Genomic DNA, 18,273 nt, shown 5'->3' with positions numbered 1-18,273 from the left:
GCAATGCTATTCGGCCTCTTCGGGCCGGACCAGCTGCAACGGCTCCTTGAAGGTCATGGTGCGGTACGGGAAGGGGATCTCGATCCCCTCATCGTCGAGCGCGCGCTTCACCGCCGCCACCACCTTGTCGCGGCTTGAGCGAATGTCGATGGGGCGCGAACCGGTCCACCAGGTGACCTCGAAGTTGATCGAACTGTCGGCGAATTCCTGGGCAAAGATCTGTACGTCCTTCACGTCATCGCGCACGGCATCCACGCCGCGCACGGCGCGGGCGATGACCTCGCGGGCGTGGTCGACATCCTCGCCGTAGGCCACGCCGCAGATGATCGTTGTGCGCCGCACGTCACGGGCGGTGCGGATGGTGACGGGATTTTTGAAAAACATCGCGTTGGGGCCACGACCAGCTGACCGTCGGTCTGGCGCACGTGGGTGTCGCGGATGGTGATTTCCTCGACCTGGCCCTCGATATCCTCACATTCGATGAAATCGTCTATGGCGAACGGTTCACGGATCAGGAGCAGCACGCCCGCCAGAAAGTTCTCGAACACATCCTTGAAGGCGAAACCGATGGCCACCCCCCGACACCAAGGGCCGTCAGCGCGCGACCCGGCGTGATGGTGGGAAAGGCGATGGTCACGGCGATCAGCCCGCCCAGCAGCCACAGACCTACGGTCACCAGCATCATCACGACATCTGTCAGACCCCGCCGCATGTGTGCACGGCCAAGGAATTTCGGCAGCATCCAACCGATCAGCCGAACCAGCAAGGAAATGAAGATAAGAAAGACAATCGCAAGGATCAGGTTTGGCAGGGCGGCCCAAAATCCGCTGATATAGCTTTCGAGCTGGTCGCGGAGCGGGTCGGGGAGCTGGCGCCAAAGCGCGCTGTCGAAAAACATATCCATGCGGGGCTAACCGCCCCGGGCTCGGTTGGTTCCCGCTAGAGCGGCAGGGCGGTCGTCTCCTTGATCTCCTCCATCACAAAGCTCGCGGACACATCCGACAGCGGCACCCGCGCGATCAGCCGTTGATACAGCGCGTCGTAGCCCGCCATGTCCGCCACGCGCGCACGAATAAGATAGTCCAGATCGCCGCTCATCCTGTAGACGCCCTGAATTTCCGGCATGGCACGGGTTGCTTCGGAAAATTTGCGCAGCCAGTCTGGCGCGTGCGCGCTGGTACGGATCTGCATGAAAACCTGCAGGCCAAGGCCCAGCCGTGCGGCATCCACCGTGGCGATGCGGCCTGTCAGGATGCTTGCCTCCTCCAGCGCGCGGATCCGGCGCCAGCAGGCGTTGCGCGACAGGCCGACCTGCGCGCCGAGGGTTTCGAGCGATTGGCCCGCGTCGCGTTGCAGCGCGCTCAGGATTCGGCGATCTATTTCATCAATGTCATTCATTATGCGCGCTCTGTGTGAAAATTTCCCAAATCATGTCCAAATGTGCCGATCTTTGGGAAAAATGCAAACTCCCCTTTGGGTAGACTGATGAAAATGCAAACCCGAGGAGACAACAGATGATCAACCGGATCTTTCTCGACCACCCCGCCAGCGTGGATGAGAGCTTTTTTCAGCACATGGCCTTTGCGGGCAAATTCGCAGGAAAACTGTTTCTGGCCGGGGGGCGGCGTTGGTCCACGCGATTGTCCCCTGTCTGTTCGAGAAAACCGCAAGCACGATCATCGCGGATCTCTACCACAAGACCCACAATCGCGGCAGCTGATTACGTGGCGCGGTAGCGGTCGCGGCGGTGGTTGATTGCGATGATCAGGTTCAACACTACCGCGCCGAGCAGTGAATACAGAACGACGGACGGCGGAAAGAGGAACAGCGCCGTCCCAAAGACAGCCGCGTCAAAGATCAGCTGCACCCAGCCCGCACGAAACCCCGTAGTGTCCTGCACCATCAGGGCAATCACACCAAATCCCCCGAGCGAGCCATTGTGGCGAAACATCGCGAGCAGCCCGATCCCCACCAGTGCGCCGAACCCTACGGCGGCAAACGCGGGATCGATGCGGGCGATGTCGATAAAGCGCGGGATCGTGTCGGTGACGACAGACAGCAGAGTGACCGAGATCAGCGATTTCACGGTAAATTCAGTCCCCAACCGTTTCCACGCCAGCGCGTAGAACGGCAGGTTGATGACAAAGAACACCACCCCGAAGGAATAGCCGGTCAGGTAAGATAGGATCACCGCCACGCCGGCGGTCTGCCCGGTGATCAAACCTGCGGAGGTCAGCAAGCTCAGCCCGAAGCCGCACAGGAACACGCCAAGCGACAGGCCCTGCACGTCGTCCAGCCTACTGTGGGGAACGGAATCAGAATTAGTCATAAAGGCTGACCTAGTATGCCGCCCTGTGCCGACAATCCCGCCCAGTGAAAAAATTCGATACGCGTATCGGAAAATTTCAAATTTTCCGGCCGGAATTTTCGAAAAATTCCGATCCCCGGTCGAAAGGGCCGCCCCAACCGGGACGACCCTGCAGGTCAGCCTTTGAGAGCGGCGTTGAGGTTTTCGTCGATCTTCTCAAGGAAGCCCATGGTCGTCAGCCATCCCTGATCGGGCCCGACCAATAGCGCGAGATCCTTGGTCATATGGCCGCTCTCGACGGTTTCGACGACGACCCGCTCAAGCGTTTCGGCAAAGTTGAGAAGGGGCGCGTTCTCGTCCAGTTTGGCGCGGTGCTTGAGCGCGCCGGTCCAGGCGTAGATCGACGCGATCGAGTTGGTCGAGGTCTCCTCGCCCTTCTGGTGCTGGCGGTAGTGGCGGGTGACGGTGCCGTGGGCGGCTTCCGCCTCGACCGTCTTGCCGTCCGGCGTCATCAGCACGGATGTCATCAGCCCAAGCGATCCAAACCCCTGCGCCACCGTGTCCGACTGCACATCGCCGTCGTAATTCTTGCACGCCCAGACATAGCCACCGTTCCATTTCATCGCGCAGGCGACCATGTCGTCGATCAGCCGGTGCTGGTATTCGATGCCTGCTTCTTCGAAGTGCTCTTTGAATTCGGTCTCATAGATGTGCTGGAACAGCTCGAGGAACCGGCCGTCGTATTGCTTGAGGATCGTGTTCTTGGTCGACAGATACACCGGCCAGCCCTTGACCAGACCGTAGTTCAGCGAGGCGCGGGCAAAATCGATGATGGATTTGTCGAGGTTGTACATCGCCATCACCACGCCCGCGTCCGGCGCGTCAAAAACCTCATGCTCGATCTCGGTGCCGTCCTCGCCGACGAATTTGATCGTCAGCTTGCCCGCGCCGGGGAATTTGAAATCAGTCGCGCGGTACTGATCGCCAAAGGCGTGGCGGCCCACAACGATGGGCTGCGTCCAGCCGGGCACAAGGCGCGGCACGTTCTTGCAGATGATCGGCTCGCGGAAGATCACGCCGCCCAGGATGTTGCGGATCGTCCCGTTGGGGGAGCGCCACATCTTCTTGAGGCCAAATTCCTCCACCCGCGCCTCGTCCGGTGTGATCGTCGCGCATTTCACGCCGACGCCAAATTCCTTGATCGCGTGGGCCGCGTCGATGGTGATCTGGTCGTCGGTCTCATCGCGCGCCTCGATCCCGAGGTCGAAGTACTTCAGATCCACGTCAAGATAGGGCGTGATCAGCTTTTTCTTGATGAAATCCCACATGATGCGGGTCATTTCGTCCCCGTCGAGTTCGACGATGGGGTTGTCTACCTTGATCTTTGTCATGGGGGATCCTTTTGGGCTACGGTGCCAGCGTGGTAGCGGATTTCGCGGGCGGTGAAAAGCCGGTATACCACGGTACACATTGACACGCGCCGCCCGCTTGGATACCGCAGGGGCAATCAACGATACCGGGTTTGCGCCCGCCGACCCGACGTAGCCACGCACAGAAAGAGGACCACATGGCCCAATCAGACACGCCCGACATCATCTATACCAAGGTTGACGAAGCCCCCGAGCTGGCGAGCGCGTCTTTCCTGCCGATCATCCGCCGCTTTACGGCCCCTGCGGGCATCGAGGTCGGCACGCGCGACATCTCACTGGCGGGCCGTATCATCGCGACCTTCCCCGAGAACCTGACCGAGGATCAGCGCCAGAGCGACGATCTGGCCTGGCTGGGAGAGCTGGTGAAGACGCCCGAGGCGAATGTAATCAAGCTGCCCAACATCTCGGCCTCGACGCCCCAGCTGGTGGCGGCGATCAAGGAATTGCAGGGCAAAGGCTATGCGCTGCCCGACTACCCCGAAGAGCCCAAGGCCGACGCGGAAAAAGCGATCCGCGCGCGCTATGACACGATCAAGGGTTCGGCGGTGAATCCGGTCCTGCGCGAGGGAAATTCTGACCGTCGCGCGGCCAAGGCCGTCAAGAACTTTGCCCAGGCCAATCCTCATTCAATGGGCACATGGGACGCGTCGAGCAAGACCAAGGTCTCGTCAATGCCCGGCAATGATTTCTACGCCAATGAGGTGTCTGCGACGATCACCGCCGCACAGGCCGGCACCGCGCGCATCGAATTCGAAGGCGCCGACGGCGCCGTGACCGTGCTCAAGGAGGCATGGCCGCTGGAGGAAGGCACGATTGCCGATGCGACCTTCATGTCCGCCTCGGCGCTGTCGTCCTTCCTGGCGGAGGCCATCGAGGATACGAAATCCGACGGCACGATGTTCTCGCTGCATATGAAGGCCACGATGATGAAGGTGTCGGATCCGATCATCTTTGGCCATGCGGTCAAGGCATGGTTGGGCCCTGTATGGGAGACGCATGGCGCCGCGATCAAGGCCGCGGGCGGCTCGCCCAATTCCGGTCTGGCCGATGTGCTGGCGGCCATCGACACGATGGACAACGCCGCCGAGATCCGCGCCGAGATCGACGCACTGGAGCGTCCGTCGATGTATATGGTCGACAGCGACAAGGGCATCACCAACCTGCACGTGCCCTCGGACGTGATCATCGACGCGTCGATGCCCGCCGTGATCCGTGCGGGCGGCAAGGGCTGGGATGAAACCGGCGCCAAGGGCGACACCAACTGCGTCATCCCCGACAGGTGCTATGCCACCGTCTACGATGAGACGATCAATTTCTTCAAAGCCAATGGCGCACTGGACGTGACCACCGCCGGCGCCGTGGCCAACGTGGGCCTGATGGCCCAAAAGGCCGAGGAATACGGATCGCACCCGACCACGTTCGAGGCACCCGGCACGGGCACCATGCGGATCGTGCTGGCGAACGGTGAGACGCTGCACGCACACAGCGTTGAGGCGGGCGACATCTGGCGTTCCTGCACCGTAAAAAAAGCGCCCATCGAGAACTGGATCGAGCTGGCGATGGACCGCCAGCGGCTGACGGGGTCGGAGGCGATCTTCTGGCTTGACGCCAACCGCGCGCACGACGCGCAGTTGATCGACTACGTGAAGGCTGCGCTGCAAGCTGCTGGCGTCGCGGATAAATTCGCGATCATGGCGCCACGCGAGGCGACGGCGCAGACGCTGAAAACGATCACGGCGGGCAAAGATTCCATCGCGATCACCGGCAACGTGCTGCGCGACTATCTCACCGATCTTTTCCCGATCCTTGAGCTGGGCACCTCGGCCAAGATGCTGTCGATCGTCAAGCTGATGCAGGGCGGTGGATTGTTCGAGACGGGGGCCGGCGGCTCCGCCCCGAAACACGTGCAACAACTGCACGGCGAAAACCACCTGCGCTGGGATTCGATGGGCGAATTCTGTGCCCTGGGCGAAAGCCTCAACTTCCTGGCGGATGCGCGCGGCAACGCCAAGGCGGGCGTGCTGGGGGCAGCGGCAGAGGCCGCGACGCAAGGCATCCTCGACGACAACCGCTCGCCCAGCCGCAAGGCGGGCCAGCCCGACAACCGGCATAGCCATTACTGGTTCGCTCGCTACTGGGCCGAGGCGCTGGCGGCGCAATCGGATGACGCGGACCTCGCGGCAGAGTTTGCCCCCCTCGCAAAGGCGCTCGCAGAGGGCGAGGCGGCTATTCTGGCAGAGCTGTCCGAAGGGTCGGGTGCGGCGGCGGATACGGGCGGCTATTTCCACAACGATGATGCCAAAACGGCGCAGGTGATGCGCCCCAGCGCAACGCTGAACGCGATCATCGGCTAAGGATCGGGCGGGCTTTTCGGAGCCCGCCCCGCTACCCTTTCGGGATATTGGCAAAAAACGCGGCGATGCGGGCGCGGGCATAGTCCCAGAGGCGCGGCGCGCCGATGGCGATCTTGGCACCCACGCGAGCGGCGATCCGATCTTCACTCACGTTGTAGTCTGTCCAGCTGCCCCCGCCCGAGGCGAGGTTTTGCATGGGCGGCTGAAACCGGTCGAGCGATTTGGCGAATTGCGCGTCGGGGGTCTGTGCGGCCTCGAATTCCTCCCAGATCGCGCGCAGGGCCGGGCCCTGATCCTCGGGCAGCAGACCAAAGATGCGGGTCGCGGCGGCGGCTTCGGCCCGCGCGACGGCTGCCGCGTCCACCTCATCGAAAATCGGCGTGTCGCCCGCGTCGATCTCGACCAGATCGTGCAGGATCAGCATCTGGATCACGCGTGTGATGTCCACATCCGGCCCCGCCTGATCCGCCAGCACCAGCGCGTAGAGCGTCAGATGCCAGCTATGCTCCGCCGAGTTCTCATAGCGCGAACCATCGGTGAGCGTCGTCGCCCGCACGATGGATTTGAGCCGGTCCGCCTCGTTCAGAAACGCGATCTGCGCGTCGAGGCGGGCGGTCATGCGCCGGTGTCGCGATGCTTTTTCAACTTGGCCGCCAGAAACGCGCGGCCCTTTTGCTCGGCCATGCGCGTGCGGATCGCGGTGAGGAAGGCTTCCTCCAGCGTCTGCGAGGAGGCGCCGAGCACGTCGCCCACCTCCATGAACAGACGGTCCTCGCCGGTTTCCTTCTGCACGGCGAGGCATTCTTCGGCCAGTTTGTTGGCCATCGCGGTGACGTGTTCGTCGGCCATCAGCGCGTGTTCTCGGTCAGGCGGCGGCGCACGTAGGTGGTCGTCGTATTGATCAGCGTGTCCATATGCGGCTCTTCAAAGAAGTGGCCCGCACCGTCGACTTCCTCGTGGGTGATGGTGATGCCCTTTTGCTCGTGCAGTTTGCTGACAAGGTTCACCGTATCCGCAGGCGGCGCCACACGGTCGCCGGTGCCGTTGATGATCAGGCCCGAGGCCGGGCAGGGCGCGAGAAAGCTGAAATCATACATGTTCGCCGGAGGGGCGACCGAGATGAAGCCGGTAATCTCGGGCCGCCGCATCAGCAGCTGCATCCCGATCCATGCGCCAAAGGAGAACCCCGCCACCCAGCAGTGTTTGGAGTTGTTGTTCATCGATTGCAGGTAATCGAGCGCGGAGGCCGCATCGGACAATTCGCCCACGCCCTGATCGTATTCCCCCTGGCTGCGCCCCACGCCGCGGAAATTGAACCGCAGTACGGTAAATCCCATCTGGTAGAAGGCGTAGTGCAGGTTATAGACGACCTTGTGATTCATCGTGCCGCCGAACTGCGGATGCGGGTGCAGCACGATGGCGATTGGCGCGTCGCGTTCGCGCTGGGGGTGATAGCGGCCTTCGAGCCGTCCTTCGGGTCCGGGAAAAATCACCTCTGGCATGGGGGGTCCTTTGTCGGGGCTCAAAGAGGCGGCGAGGTTGTTGACCTTTTCGCTCAGGCATCTTAGAACGTTTCTAAACTATGGGCGTGCGGCTGCGCGCGTCCCAGCGATTTAGGCATTTCCGCCTGCAACGTCAATTCAAACGCGCGCGGCGCGCGGGAGGCTGCGATGAAACTGTCGACAAAGGGACGTTATGCGATGGTCGCCCTGGCCGACATCGCCCTGCAGCCCGCCGATACGCTGGTGCGCCTTGGTGATATCGCGGCGCGCCAGCAGGTGTCGCTGCCCTATCTTGAGCAGTTGTTTGTCAAGCTGCGGCGGGCGGAGTTGGTCCGCTCGGTGCGCGGTCCGTCGGGCGGCTATCAATTGGCCCGTCCGGCGAGCGAGATCCGTGTGGTCGACGTGCTGAGCGCTGTGGATGAGACCGTGGACGCGATGCACAAGGGGCCGGGGTGTCGGGCGGGCTGTCGGGCAGCCGCGCGCAATCGCTGACCAATCGGTTGTGGCAGGGGCTGTCGGCCAATGTCTACGTCTTCCTGCACCAGACGCGCCTGTCGGATGTCATCAACAACGAGCTGTCGCCGTGCCCTGCGGTGCCCACGCTGTTCCCTGTCGTCGATGAGCGGGACGAGGCATGAGAACCTACCTCGACCATAATGCCACGACCCCGCTGCGGGCGGAGGCGCGTGCGGCGATGATCGACGCGATGGATGTGGTGGGCAACCCGTCGTCCGTGCACAGCGAGGGCCGCGGCGCCAAGATGCTGGTGGAGCACGCCCGTGCGCAGGTGGCAGAACTGGTCGGCTGCAAGCCGCAGCAGGTGGTGTTTACCTCCAGTGCGACCGAGGCGGCGGCGCTTGCGGTCGCGCAAAAGGAGCGCCACGGCGGCAGCTTTGCCGCATTGCCGACGGAGCATGATTGTCTGGGGGTTTGGTCCGAGCGGGCGCTGCCCTCGGCCTTTGATCGCAGCGGCGCGATGACCTATATAGCGGCGCCCACGGGCCTGATCGCGCAATCGGGGGCCAATAGCGAAACCGGTATTATGCGCCCCGACCGCGCCGTTGCGGGCAGTGGCGATGGGTATTCGACCATTTGCGACATCACGCAGATGGCCGGGAAGGTCGCGGTGACCTACGGTGACGTCACGCCGTCCTACGCGATACTGTCGGCGCATAAGTTGGGCGGGCCAAAGGGCATCGGCGCGCTGATCAATTTCACCGCCGACGATCCCGCGCCCATGCTGCGCGGCGGCGGGCAAGAGATGAACCGCCGTTCGGGCACCGAAAACATCGTCGGCATCGCCGGTTTTGGTGCGGCGGCGCAGGCGGCGGGCGCCGATGTGGCGGCGGGGCGGTGGGACGAAGTGGCCCAGTTTAGAAATATTCTAGAAAACGCTATTGCGGCTGTCAGCCCAGAGACTATTTTTGTCGGGAAAGCGGTCGAACGTCTGCCCAACACCTCCTGCATGATCACCCCCGGCTGGAAGGGGGAGACGCAGGTGATGCAGATGGATCTGGCCGGATTTGCCATCTCGGCGGGCTCTGCCTGCTCAAGCGGGAAGGTAAAGGCCTCAAAGGTGCTGGGCGCCATGGGCTTTGACGAGAATGAGGCCGCGTGCGCCATCCGGGTGTCGCTGGGCCTTGAGACGACAAAAGACGATGTGATGCGGTTCGCCGAAAGCTGGGCCGCGAAATACGACAGATACAAAAGCCGCGCGGCCTAGCGCGGTGCCGATACACGCCCCACGGCGTCAATGCTGCCATGAGAGGACAGACCATGAGCTTGGACGAACAAAACGTCAAAGAAGGTGTCGATCAGGAAACCGTAGACGCCGTGCGTGAAGTCGGCGGTGCCTACAAGCACGGCTGGTCCACCGATATCGAGATGGAATACGCCCCCAAGGGTCTGACCGCCGACATCGTCAAACTGATTTCCGAGAAGAACGGGGAGCCGCAGTGGATGCTGGACTGGCGCCTTGAGGCGTATGAGCGCTGGTTGGGCATGAAGTACCCCAAATGGGCGATGGTCGATTACCCCGAGATCGACTTTCAGGACCAATATTACTACGCCCGTCCCAAGAGCATGATCCAAAAGCCCAAGTCGCTGGACGAGGTGGATCCCAAACTGCTTGAGACATACAAAAAGCTGGGTATTCCGCTGAAAGAACAGGCAATTCTGGCCGGTGTCGAGGGCGCGGAAGAAATGTCGGACGCGCCGCGCAAAGTGGCCGTCGATGCGGTCTTCGACAGTGTCTCCGTCGGCACCACCTTTCAGGAGGAGCTGAAGAAAGCCGGGGTGATCTTTTGCTCGATCTCCGAGGCGATCCAGGAGCATCCCGAGCTGGTCAAGAAATACCTCGGCACGGTCATCCCCAGCTCTGACAACTACTATGCTACGCTGAATGCGGCCGTGTTCTCGGACGGGTCGTTCGTCTATGTGCCGCCCGGCGTGCGCTGCCCGATGGAGCTGTCCACCTATTTCCGCATCAACGCCGAGAATACCGGCCAGTTCGAGCGTACGCTCATCATCGCGGACAAGGGCAGCTACGTGTCCTACCTTGAAGGCTGCACGGCGCCCCAGCGCGACGAGGCGCAACTGCACGCGGCCTGTGTCGAGATCATCATCGAGGAAGACGCGGAGGTGAAGTATTCCACCGTGCAGAACTGGTATCCCGGTGACGAGAACGGCAAGGGCGGGATCTATAACTTCGTGACCAAGCGCGCTGATTGCAGGGGCGACCGGGCCAAGGTGATGTGGACGCAGGTGGAAACCGGCTCTGCCGTCACATGGAAATACCCCTCGTGCATCCTGCGTGGCGATGACAGCCAGGGCGAGTTCTACTCCATCGCCATCGCCAACAACATGCAGCAGGCCGACACCGGCACCAAGATGGTGCATCTGGGCAAGAACACCAAATCGCGCATCGTCTCCAAAGGGATCAGCGCGGGCAAGGCCCAGAATACCTATCGTGGCCTGGTGTCGATGCACCCCAAGGCAAAGAACAGCCGCAACTACACCCAATGCGACAGCTTGCTGATCGGTGACAAATGCGGGGCGCACACGGTCCCCTACATCGAGGTCAAGAACAACTCGAGCCGGGTGGAGCATGAGGCGACAACGTCCAAGGTGGACGACGATCAGCTGTTCTATTGCCGCTCGCGCGGGATGGACGAGGAAGAGGCCGTGGCCCTCGTGGTCAACGGGTTCTGCAAGGACGTATTGCAGGCCCTGCCGATGGAATTCGCCATGGAAGCGCAGGCGCTTGTCGCGATCTCGCTTGAGGGCTCCGTCGGGTGATCGGGCAGCTTGCAAAGGAAACGGGCATCGCGGCGATCGGGTTTTTCGCGCTGTCCTTCGTGATCGATCTGGCCGGGGAAACCATGGCCGACCGCATCACCGGCACGCTGTTCTTTGCCGTGGTCTACGCGATCCTCGGCCTTGGCATCAAACTGTGGAAGCGGCGCGGCGGGAACGAGTAAGGCGCGCTGCGCGAGGGATATGACATGATCTGCACAACCACCAACAGCGTCGAGGGGCGCCCCATCACCGCGTATCACGGCGTCGTCGTGGGCGAGGCAATCATGGGGGCCAATATCGTGCGCGATCTCTTTGCGCGGGTGACCGATATCGTCGGCGGCCGCTCTGGCCAGTACGAGAACAAGCTGCGCGATGCCCGCGAGGCCGCGATGAAAGAGATCAAGGAAGAGTGCTATCACGTCGGCGGCAACGCCATCGTCGGCATCGACATCGATTATGAGATCATCTCGGACAGCATGATGATGGTGTCGGTCTCTGGCACCGCCGTGACGCTGGGCTGATCTGCACCGATGAACACCGCCTCCGACACTAATGCCCCCGTGCTGCTGCACTGGTGGAAGGGCACGCCGAATTTCGGCGATGCGATCAATCCGTTGATTGTGGGCCATGTGTCGGGGCGCGCGGTGCAACACGCGGGGCCGCGTGCGTCGGATCTGTTTGCGATCGGCTCGATGTTGCAGGTGGTCAAGCGCAAGTTCACCGAGCCGCGTGAGGACAAGGGGCCGATCCACATCTGGGGCACGGGCCTGCTGCATCCGGTGCCCGGACGCCAGTGGATCGAGAATATCGCGGTCTCGGTCGTGCGCGGGCCGGTCACTGCGGCGCTGCTGGGGCTGGACATGGACCGTTTTGGCGATCCGGGCCTGTTGATTGACGCGGTGGTGCCCAAGGCCGCGGCAAGCGGGCGCATCGGACTGGTGCCGCACCACCGCAGTCTTGATTTCGACGATCTGGCGACGCTGGTGGCGTCGGACCCGGTATACGAGCTGATCGACCCGCGCGATGACCCGGTCGAGGTCTGCGCGCGTATCTCGGCTTGCGACCACGTGTTCGCCTCGTCGCTGCACGGGCTGATTGTGGCCGATGCCTACGGCGTGCCCAATACCTGGGTGCATCCGGCAAGCGAGGGCGCGTTGAAATACCTCGATTACGCTGCCTCCGTCGGGCGGCGCGACATGCGCACGCCGATCCACTGGCGCTGCGTCCCCGAGCAGCCGAAGGGCACGCCCATCGACTATCACGAGGGTATCGACACCTGCCGCGCGACCCTGCGCACATATTTTCCCGCCGCCCTGCGCGGCGCCGCCTGACAATCGCGACCCGCGACTTACCTCACACACGAAAGGACACATCATGCTGAGCATCAAGAACCTTCAGGTCAAACTGGAAGACGAAGACAAGCAAATCCTCAAAGGCGTAGATCTGGAGGTCGAGGCGGGCAAGGTGCACGCGATCATGGGGCCCAACGGCTCTGGTAAATCGACGCTGAGCTATGTGCTATCTGGCAAGGATGGCTATGAGGTCACTGACGGCTCTGCCCACCTTGAGGGTGCAGATATTCTGGACATGGAGCCCGAAGAGCGCGCCGCCGCGGGCCTGTTTCTGGCGTTCCAATATCCGGTCGAGATCCCCGGCGTGGGCAACATGACGTTTCTGCGCACGGCGGTGAACGCACAGCGCAAGGCGCGCGGTGAGGACGAGATGTCGGCGGCGGAGTTCCTGAAAGTGGTGCGCGCGCGCGCCAAGGAGCTGAAGATCGACGCCGATATGCTTAAACGCCCGGTCAACATGGGCTTTTCGGGCGGTGAGAAAAAGCGCAACGAAATCCTGCAGATGGCGATGCTGGAGCCCAAGATGTGCATCCTCGACGAAACCGACTCTGGCCTTGACGTCGATGCGATGAAGCTGGTGGCCGAAGGCGTGAACGCGCTGCGCTCCGAAGGGCGCGGGTTTCTCGTTATCACGCACTACCAGCGTCTGCTGGATCACATCAAACCTGATGTGGTGCACATCATGGCCGACGGGCGTATCGTGAAAACCGGCGGGCCGGAGCTGGCGCTGGAAGTTGAGAACAACGGCTACGCCGACATTCTCAGCGAGGTGGCGTAATGGCTCAGCCCGCAACGACCGCAAATCCGCTCGACGCGATGATCGCGGGGCTTGAGATGCCTAGCGGCGGCTGGGCGCGTGCCGCGCGCGAGGACGCGCTGGCGCGGGTGCAGGCCACCGGCCTTCCGACCCGCCGCGACGAGTATTGGAAATACACCCGCCCCGATACGCTGACCCAGCCCGAGGCGATCCCCGCGAAGGTACTGGAAAATGACGAAGCGCCAATGTTCGACGCTGTGGACCGTCTGAAGATCGTGTTCGTGGACGGTGTTTTCGACGCCGAGGCGTCCGATGATCTGTCCCTCGAAGGGATCAGCATCGAACGCCTGGCGACCGCCGACAGCGACCTGCACTGGGCGCAGCATCTTTATGGCACGCTCGAAACGCGCGGGCAGACGCCTGTGTCGCGTCCCTTGGCGGCGTTGAACACGGCCTTCGCGACCGACGGTGTGCTGATCCATGTGACGGGCAAACCCAGCAAGCCGGTGAACCTGATTTATCGCCATGTGTCAGAGACTTCTGACGCGATGCTGCACCACTGCATCAAGTTGGACGCAGGCGCCGAGATGACGCTTTTGGAAGACGGTCCCGCCGCCGCGCGGTTCAATCAGGTGCTTGAGGTCGAGGTGGCCGATACCGCCTCGTTCCATCACATCCGCGCGCAGGGTCGCGACCATGAGCGTCGGGCGGCGACGCATATCTTTGCCCGTCTGGGCCGCGAATCCGCGTTTCGCTCCTTCACTGTCACGGTGAACGGTGTGATGACCCGCAATGATTGTGTGATCGAGATCACCGGCGACGATGCGCTGGCCCATGTGGCGGGTGCGTGCGTGGGCGACGGTGATTTTCACCACGATGATACGGTGTTCATCACCCATGACGCGGTGAATTGCGAAAGCCGTCAGGTGTTCAAGAAAGTGCTGCGCAACGGCGCCACGGGTGTTTTTCAGGGCAAGATCCTTGTGAAAGCCGGTGCGCAAAAGACTGACGGTTATCAGATCAGCCAGTCCTTGCTGCTCGATGACGACAGCCAGTTCCTCGCCAAGCCCGAGCTTGAGATCTATGCCGACGATGTGGCCTGTTCGCACGGCTCGACCTCCGGCGCGATTGACGAGGACGCGTTGTTTTACCTGCGCTCGCGCGGGGTGCCGGAAGGCGAGGCAACCGATCTGCTGACGCTCGCGTTCCTTGCCGAAGCGGTGGACGAGATTGCGCACGAAGAGCTGCGCGATGACATCACCGACCGGCTTGGCGCCTGGCTCACGCGGCATCGCAGCTGAGATGGCGCTGACCCAGGATATCGTCGCCACCTACCGGGGGCCGCGCCGCATCATGCGTCGGTTCCTGTCGCAGGGCCGTAACGAGGTGCGCGGGCTGTTGTTCCTGCTGATTGCGGGGCTGCTGATGTTCATCGCCGCCAGCCCCTATCAGGCGCGCGAGGCGCAGCTGGATCCTGACGTGCCGCTGGTGGCGCGGCTGTATTGGACGGCGTTTCTGACGATCTTCATCCTGCCGATCTTTGTCTATCTGTTCGCGGCGGCGGTCTGGGTGCTGGCGCGCGTTGCCAATCGCGTGATCAGCGGGTTCCAGATCCGGTTCACCCTGATCTGGGCGCTGCTTGCATCGACCCCGGTGCTGCTGCTGCTGGGGTTGACGGCAGGATTTGCCGGGCCGGGGCCTGCGGTGCAGATCCTCAGCCTGCTTTGGTTGATCGTCTTCACTTGGTTCTGGGTCAGCGGCCTGACCGTCGCCGAGGACACGGACACATGATCTCTGATGAGCTCAAGGATCTGGCGCTGCAAACCATCCAGTCCCCGCGTGAGGCCGCGCGCCGCATCATGGGCACTCCGCTGAGCCGTGACGCGTTGTGGAGCGGGCTTGTCCTTGCCGCCGCGATCAACGCCATCCTCTACAGCCTGTCGCTGTTCGGGGTCGACACCAGCGTGCTGCCACCGCTGCTGAGCAACCCGCTGATGTTCTTTTTCCTGATTACCGGCGTTCTGGTGATCACGGTGCACGCGTTTTTCTGGACCGGAAAGATGATCGGCGGGCAGGGGGATCTGGGCGATCTTCTGAAGCTCATGGTCTGGCTGCAGATCCTGCGGGCGGGCGCACAGGCGATCATGCTGGTGCTGATGCTGGTGGCGCCGTTCCTCGCGCAACTCTTCTCGCTTGTCGTGGGGGTGCTGGGGCTGTGGATCACCGTGAATTTCCTGACCGAAGGGTTGCAGCTGCGCTCGCTGATGCAGGGGGTCGGCGTGCTGATCCTCTCGGCGGTCGGGATCATCTTTGGACTGTTGGTGCTGGTGGCCCTGATTGGCACCGCCACCCTTGGAGTACCCGCAAATGTTTGACGTGCAAAAGATCCGTGCCGATTTCCCGATCCTGTCGCGCGAGGTGAACGGCAAGCCGCTGGTGTATTTCGACAACGGCGCTTCAGCGCAAAAGCCGCAGGTGGTGATCGACGCGATCAGCAACGCCTACGCCCACGAATACGCCAATGTGCACCGCGGGCTGCACACCCTGTCGAACATCGCCACCGACAATTATGAGGCCGTGCGCGCCAAGATTGCTAATTTTCTGAACGCGAGCGACGAGGAAGAGATCGTTTTCAACTCCGGCACGACGGAGGGCATCAACATGGTCGCCTACGGCTGGGCGATGGCACATCTGCGCGAGGGGGATGAAGTCATCCTGAGTGTAATGGAGCATCACGCCAATATCGTGCCCTGGCATTTCCTGCGCGAGCGTATGGGCGTGGTGATCAAATGGGTCGACACCGACAGCACCGGCGCGCTGGATCCGGCCCGCGTGATCGACGCGATCACCCCACGCACCAAGCTGGTTGCGATCACCCACATGTCCAACGTGCTGGGCACGGTGGTGGACGTGAAAACCATCTGCGCCGAGGCGCGCAGCCGTGGGATCTGCACCGTGATCGACGGCAGCCAGGCGGCCGTGCACATGCCCGTCGACGTCCAGGACATGGGATGCGATTTCTACGCGATCACCGGCCACAAGCTCTATGGCCCATCCGGCTCCGGCGCGATTTTTTGCCGCCGCGAGCGGATGGAGGAGATGCGCCCCTTTATCGGCGGGGGCGACATGATCCGCGAAGTCACCAAGGATACGGTCACCTACAATGATCCGCCCATGAAGTTTGAGGCCGGCACGCCGGGCATCGTGCAGATGATCGGGCTGGGCGTCGCCATCGACTACATGCAGGGTATCGGGATGCAGGCGATCAAGGCGCATGAGGACGATCTGCGCGACTACGCCGTACAGAAGCTGGGCGGACTGAACTGGGTGCAGGTGCAGGGAACGACGCCGACCAAGGGCGCGATCTTCAGCTTTACCATCGATGGGGCGGCGCACGCGCATGACATCTCGACCATCCTCGACAAGCGGGGCGTCGCGGTGCGCGCGGGGCAGCATTGCTGCGGTCCGCTGATGGCGCATATCGGGATCAACGCCACCTGCCGCGCCTCGATGGGCGTCTACAACACCAAATCCGAGATCGATACGTGGATCGACGCGCTGGAACTGGCACATGATCTGTTCGCCTGAGACGCTTTTGTAATTGCAGGGGCAGGGCGGGGCGACTATACCGCCCGTCGTGGACCCTTAGCTCAGCTGGATAGAGCGCTGCCCTCCGAAGGCTGATGTCAAGGGGTCCTTGCGTGAAGACGAGTGAAAATAGACGTTTTAGATCAGTGGTTTGCGGGGCTGTTGATCTTTGCTTTAATCCCGCGGAAAATTGAAGTAAGCACTGCGTAAGCAGTTTGCACCCATAGCTCAGCTGGATAGAGTGTCGCCCTCCGAAGGCGAAGGTCGTAGGTTCGAATCCTACTGGGTGCGCCACTTCCCCCCATATTTCCCGATTTTCAGTTCTTTGATGGTGCCGCTGGCCCCTGCTTTTCGCCGTCTTGAGAGTCAGAGACGGGCAGGGAGGGCCGTGACGGGTTAAAGGCTGGAGGAGAGGCCTCCGGCGCCCGTCGCGGGAGAAAACCCATGAATACCGAAATCATCGATGCCGGGCGTGACATCAGCGGGGGCTACAAGGTGGATGTGTCGCGCGGTACCAATGTGGACCGCGTGTCGTCGGAGTGGTTCTCGCGGCCGGATGACGAGCGGTATCTGTCGCTCGACGATCTTTTCGCCTCGGTCAAGGGCCGGGCGGAGCGGAGCCGGACGCGCACGGTGGAAAGTGCTGCGATCCGGGTCGAGGCGCATCGCGACAACCCAGAGAAGTTGGGGCTAGTCCTGCCCGGCACGGATGAGCCCATCGCGCCGACGCATTGGAGCTTTGGCCAGCTCTCGAGCCTCGTGGGCGCGCCCGCAGCATACTTGCGGCAACTTCCCGCGCCGCTGGCGGGCATCAACCTGCAATATGGGCTGACGAACCACCGGGCCGAACAGATCAAGACGGTGGAAGTCGCAGATGGCCGCACGGAACTGCGCGCCGTGACCGGCCCGGACTCTGGCCGCATCTACGATCACGAACTGGTCTCCGCCGTACAGCGCATCGCGGGCAACGGCACGGGCGACACGCGCTGGAAGGTGCCGGGCGTACTCGACTGGTCGACCGGCATCTACAACCCGCGCGTGGACGTCACGAGGGAGACGACGACGCTCTACGCCTCCGACCGTGACGTGTTCCTGTTCCTCGTCGATGACCTGAACCCCATCGAGGCGGGGCTGCTGCCCGATGGCTCACCCGACCTCTACTTCCGGGGGTTCTATTGCTGGAATTCGGAGGTGGGCGCCAAGACGCTCGGCATCGCCAGCTTCTACCTGCGCGCGGTCTGCCAGAACCGCAACCTGTGGGGCGTCGAAGACTTCCAGGAGATCACGATCCGGCATTCGAAATACGCCGCCTCCCGCTTCGCCCACGCGGCCGCCCCGGCGCTGAGCCGCTTCGCCGAGTCCTCGCCCGCGCCCTTTATCGACGGCATCCGCGCCGCGCAGGAAAAGATCGTCGCGCGGTCGGACGAGGACCGTCAGGACTTCCTGCGCAAGCGTGGGTTCTCGAAGGCGGAGACGGGGCGGATCGTCGAGACGGTACTCGCCGAGGAAGGCCGCCCGCCAGAGAGCGTCTTCGACTTCGTCCAGGGGATCACCGCGGTAGCTCGCTCGAAGCCGCAGCAGGATGCGCGGTTGGTGATGGAGGGGAAGGCGAAAGCGTTGTTGGAAAGGGCCACCTAGGACAGTTTTTTCGTTGGCGGCTAAGAAAACTGCGCCGCCAACCGTCT

Annotated in this window: 18 protein-coding genes, 1 tRNA gene and 3 pseudogenes; 15 read left to right on the top strand and 7 right to left on the bottom strand. The window is 62.5% G+C overall.

The features are described from left to right. Window positions 1–6 precede the first annotated feature (6 nt). Together KDD17_RS07405 and KDD17_RS07400 are read right to left on the bottom strand one after the other, a co-directional pair. Window positions 7–898: pseudogene (locus KDD17_RS07405) on the bottom strand (mechanosensitive ion channel family protein). A 41-nt stretch (window positions 899–939) separates the two neighbouring features. After that, the gene (locus KDD17_RS07400; protein ID WP_212705954.1) at window positions 940–1,398 is read right to left on the bottom strand and encodes an Lrp/AsnC family transcriptional regulator; all 459 of its coding nucleotides are present in this window, start codon (window positions 1,396–1,398) and stop codon (window positions 940–942) included. Between the two features lie 116 nt (window positions 1,399–1,514). Here KDD17_RS07400 and KDD17_RS19220 point away from each other — a divergent pair. Beyond that, window positions 1,515–1,720: pseudogene (locus KDD17_RS19220) on the top strand (DUF6356 family protein). Here KDD17_RS19220 and KDD17_RS07395 read toward each other — a convergent pair. Further along, complete coding sequence (locus KDD17_RS07395) at window positions 1,721–2,329, bottom strand: YitT family protein (RefSeq protein ID WP_212705953.1); 609 nt, start codon at window positions 2,327–2,329, stop codon at window positions 1,721–1,723. 155 nt (window positions 2,330–2,484) lie between these two features. Continuing rightward, window positions 2,485–3,699, bottom strand: a complete 1,215-nt coding sequence (locus KDD17_RS07390) for an NADP-dependent isocitrate dehydrogenase (RefSeq protein ID WP_212705952.1) — start codon at window positions 3,697–3,699, stop codon at window positions 2,485–2,487. Window positions 3,700–3,875: 176 nt separating this feature from the next. Here KDD17_RS07390 and KDD17_RS07385 point away from each other — a divergent pair, with 176 nt between their 5' ends. Continuing rightward, window positions 3,876–6,092, top strand: a complete 2,217-nt coding sequence (locus tag KDD17_RS07385) for an NADP-dependent isocitrate dehydrogenase (RefSeq protein ID WP_212705951.1) — start codon at window positions 3,876–3,878, stop codon at window positions 6,090–6,092. Between the two features lie 31 nt (window positions 6,093–6,123). Here KDD17_RS07385 and KDD17_RS07380 read toward each other — a convergent pair whose 3' ends face one another. Genes KDD17_RS07380 through KDD17_RS07370 form a run of 3 tightly spaced genes read right to left on the bottom strand, consistent with a single transcriptional unit; the run spans window position 6,124 to window position 7,594 of the window. Continuing rightward, complete coding sequence (locus tag KDD17_RS07380; protein WP_212705950.1) at window positions 6,124–6,711, bottom strand: HD domain-containing protein; 588 nt, start codon at window positions 6,709–6,711, stop codon at window positions 6,124–6,126. Beyond that, the gene (locus KDD17_RS07375; protein ID WP_212705949.1) at window positions 6,708–6,941 is read right to left on the bottom strand and encodes a hypothetical protein; all 234 of its coding nucleotides are present in this window, start codon (window positions 6,939–6,941) and stop codon (window positions 6,708–6,710) included. Before KDD17_RS07375 ends, KDD17_RS07380 begins: the two co-directional genes overlap by 4 nt. Next, window positions 6,941–7,594, bottom strand: a complete 654-nt coding sequence (locus tag KDD17_RS07370; protein WP_212705948.1) for an alpha/beta hydrolase — start codon at window positions 7,592–7,594, stop codon at window positions 6,941–6,943. Before KDD17_RS07370 ends, KDD17_RS07375 begins: the two co-directional genes overlap by 1 nt. A gap of 168 nt (window positions 7,595–7,762) precedes the next feature. Here KDD17_RS07370 and iscR point away from each other — a divergent pair. From iscR to KDD17_RS07305, 13 genes and pseudogenes are all read left to right on the top strand, one after another. After that, window positions 7,763–8,232: pseudogene (iscR, locus tag KDD17_RS07365) on the top strand (Fe-S cluster assembly transcriptional regulator IscR). Beyond that, complete coding sequence (locus KDD17_RS07360; protein ID WP_212705947.1) at window positions 8,229–9,317, top strand: cysteine desulfurase family protein; 1,089 nt, start codon at window positions 8,229–8,231, stop codon at window positions 9,315–9,317. The pseudogene iscR and the gene KDD17_RS07360 overlap by 4 nt, the downstream one beginning before the upstream one ends. Before the next feature lie 53 nt (window positions 9,318–9,370). Then, a complete protein-coding gene (gene sufB / locus KDD17_RS07355; RefSeq protein ID WP_254796923.1) occupies window positions 9,371–10,891 on the top strand; it encodes a Fe-S cluster assembly protein SufB in 1,521 nt (506 codons plus the stop codon). Beyond that, a complete protein-coding gene (locus tag KDD17_RS07350) occupies window positions 10,888–11,073 on the top strand; it encodes a hypothetical protein (RefSeq protein ID WP_212705945.1) in 186 nt (61 codons plus the stop codon). Before sufB ends, KDD17_RS07350 begins: the two co-directional genes overlap by 4 nt. A 24-nt stretch (window positions 11,074–11,097) precedes the next feature. Next, a complete protein-coding gene (locus KDD17_RS07345) occupies window positions 11,098–11,412 on the top strand; it encodes a heavy metal-binding domain-containing protein (RefSeq protein ID WP_212705944.1) in 315 nt (104 codons plus the stop codon). Between the two features lie 9 nt (window positions 11,413–11,421). After that, a complete protein-coding gene (locus KDD17_RS07340) occupies window positions 11,422–12,222 on the top strand; it encodes a polysaccharide pyruvyl transferase family protein (RefSeq protein ID WP_212705943.1) in 801 nt (266 codons plus the stop codon). 43 nt (window positions 12,223–12,265) lie between these two features. After that, a complete protein-coding gene (gene sufC, locus KDD17_RS07335; RefSeq protein WP_212705942.1) occupies window positions 12,266–13,021 on the top strand; it encodes a Fe-S cluster assembly ATPase SufC in 756 nt (251 codons plus the stop codon). Beyond that, on the top strand, window positions 13,021–14,301 hold the full coding sequence (gene sufD / locus KDD17_RS07330) for a Fe-S cluster assembly protein SufD (RefSeq protein WP_212705941.1): 1,281 nt from the start codon (window positions 13,021–13,023) through the stop codon (window positions 14,299–14,301). Before sufC ends, sufD begins: the two co-directional genes overlap by 1 nt. Before the next feature lies 1 nt (window position 14,302). Further along, window positions 14,303–14,791 (top strand): YIP1 family protein, encoded by a 489-nt coding sequence (locus tag KDD17_RS07325; RefSeq protein ID WP_212705940.1) that lies wholly within the window; start codon window positions 14,303–14,305, stop codon window positions 14,789–14,791. Next, window positions 14,788–15,375, top strand: a complete 588-nt coding sequence (locus KDD17_RS07320; protein ID WP_212705939.1) for a YIP1 family protein — start codon at window positions 14,788–14,790, stop codon at window positions 15,373–15,375. The genes KDD17_RS07325 and KDD17_RS07320 overlap by 4 nt, the downstream gene beginning before the upstream one ends. Continuing rightward, window positions 15,368–16,588 carry an aminotransferase class V-fold PLP-dependent enzyme gene (locus KDD17_RS07315; protein ID WP_212705938.1) on the top strand — a complete coding sequence of 407 codons (1,221 nt, stop codon included), beginning with the start codon at window positions 15,368–15,370 and terminating at the stop codon, window positions 16,586–16,588. The genes KDD17_RS07320 and KDD17_RS07315 overlap by 8 nt, the downstream gene beginning before the upstream one ends. Before the next feature lie 217 nt (window positions 16,589–16,805). Next, window positions 16,806–16,882, top strand: a tRNA-Arg gene (locus KDD17_RS07310). A 150-nt stretch (window positions 16,883–17,032) separates the two neighbouring features. Next, entirely contained in the window at window positions 17,033–18,226 is a 1,194-nt protein-coding gene (locus KDD17_RS07305) for a DUF932 domain-containing protein (protein ID WP_212705937.1), read from the top strand. Window positions 18,227–18,273 lie beyond the last annotated feature (47 nt).

Source organism: Sulfitobacter albidus, from assembly GCF_018200035.1.
Classification (GTDB): domain Bacteria; phylum Pseudomonadota; class Alphaproteobacteria; order Rhodobacterales; family Rhodobacteraceae; genus Sulfitobacter; species Sulfitobacter albidus.
The sequence above is the reverse complement of the archived record's forward strand: the minus strand, read 5'-3'. Positions and strand labels throughout refer to the sequence as shown.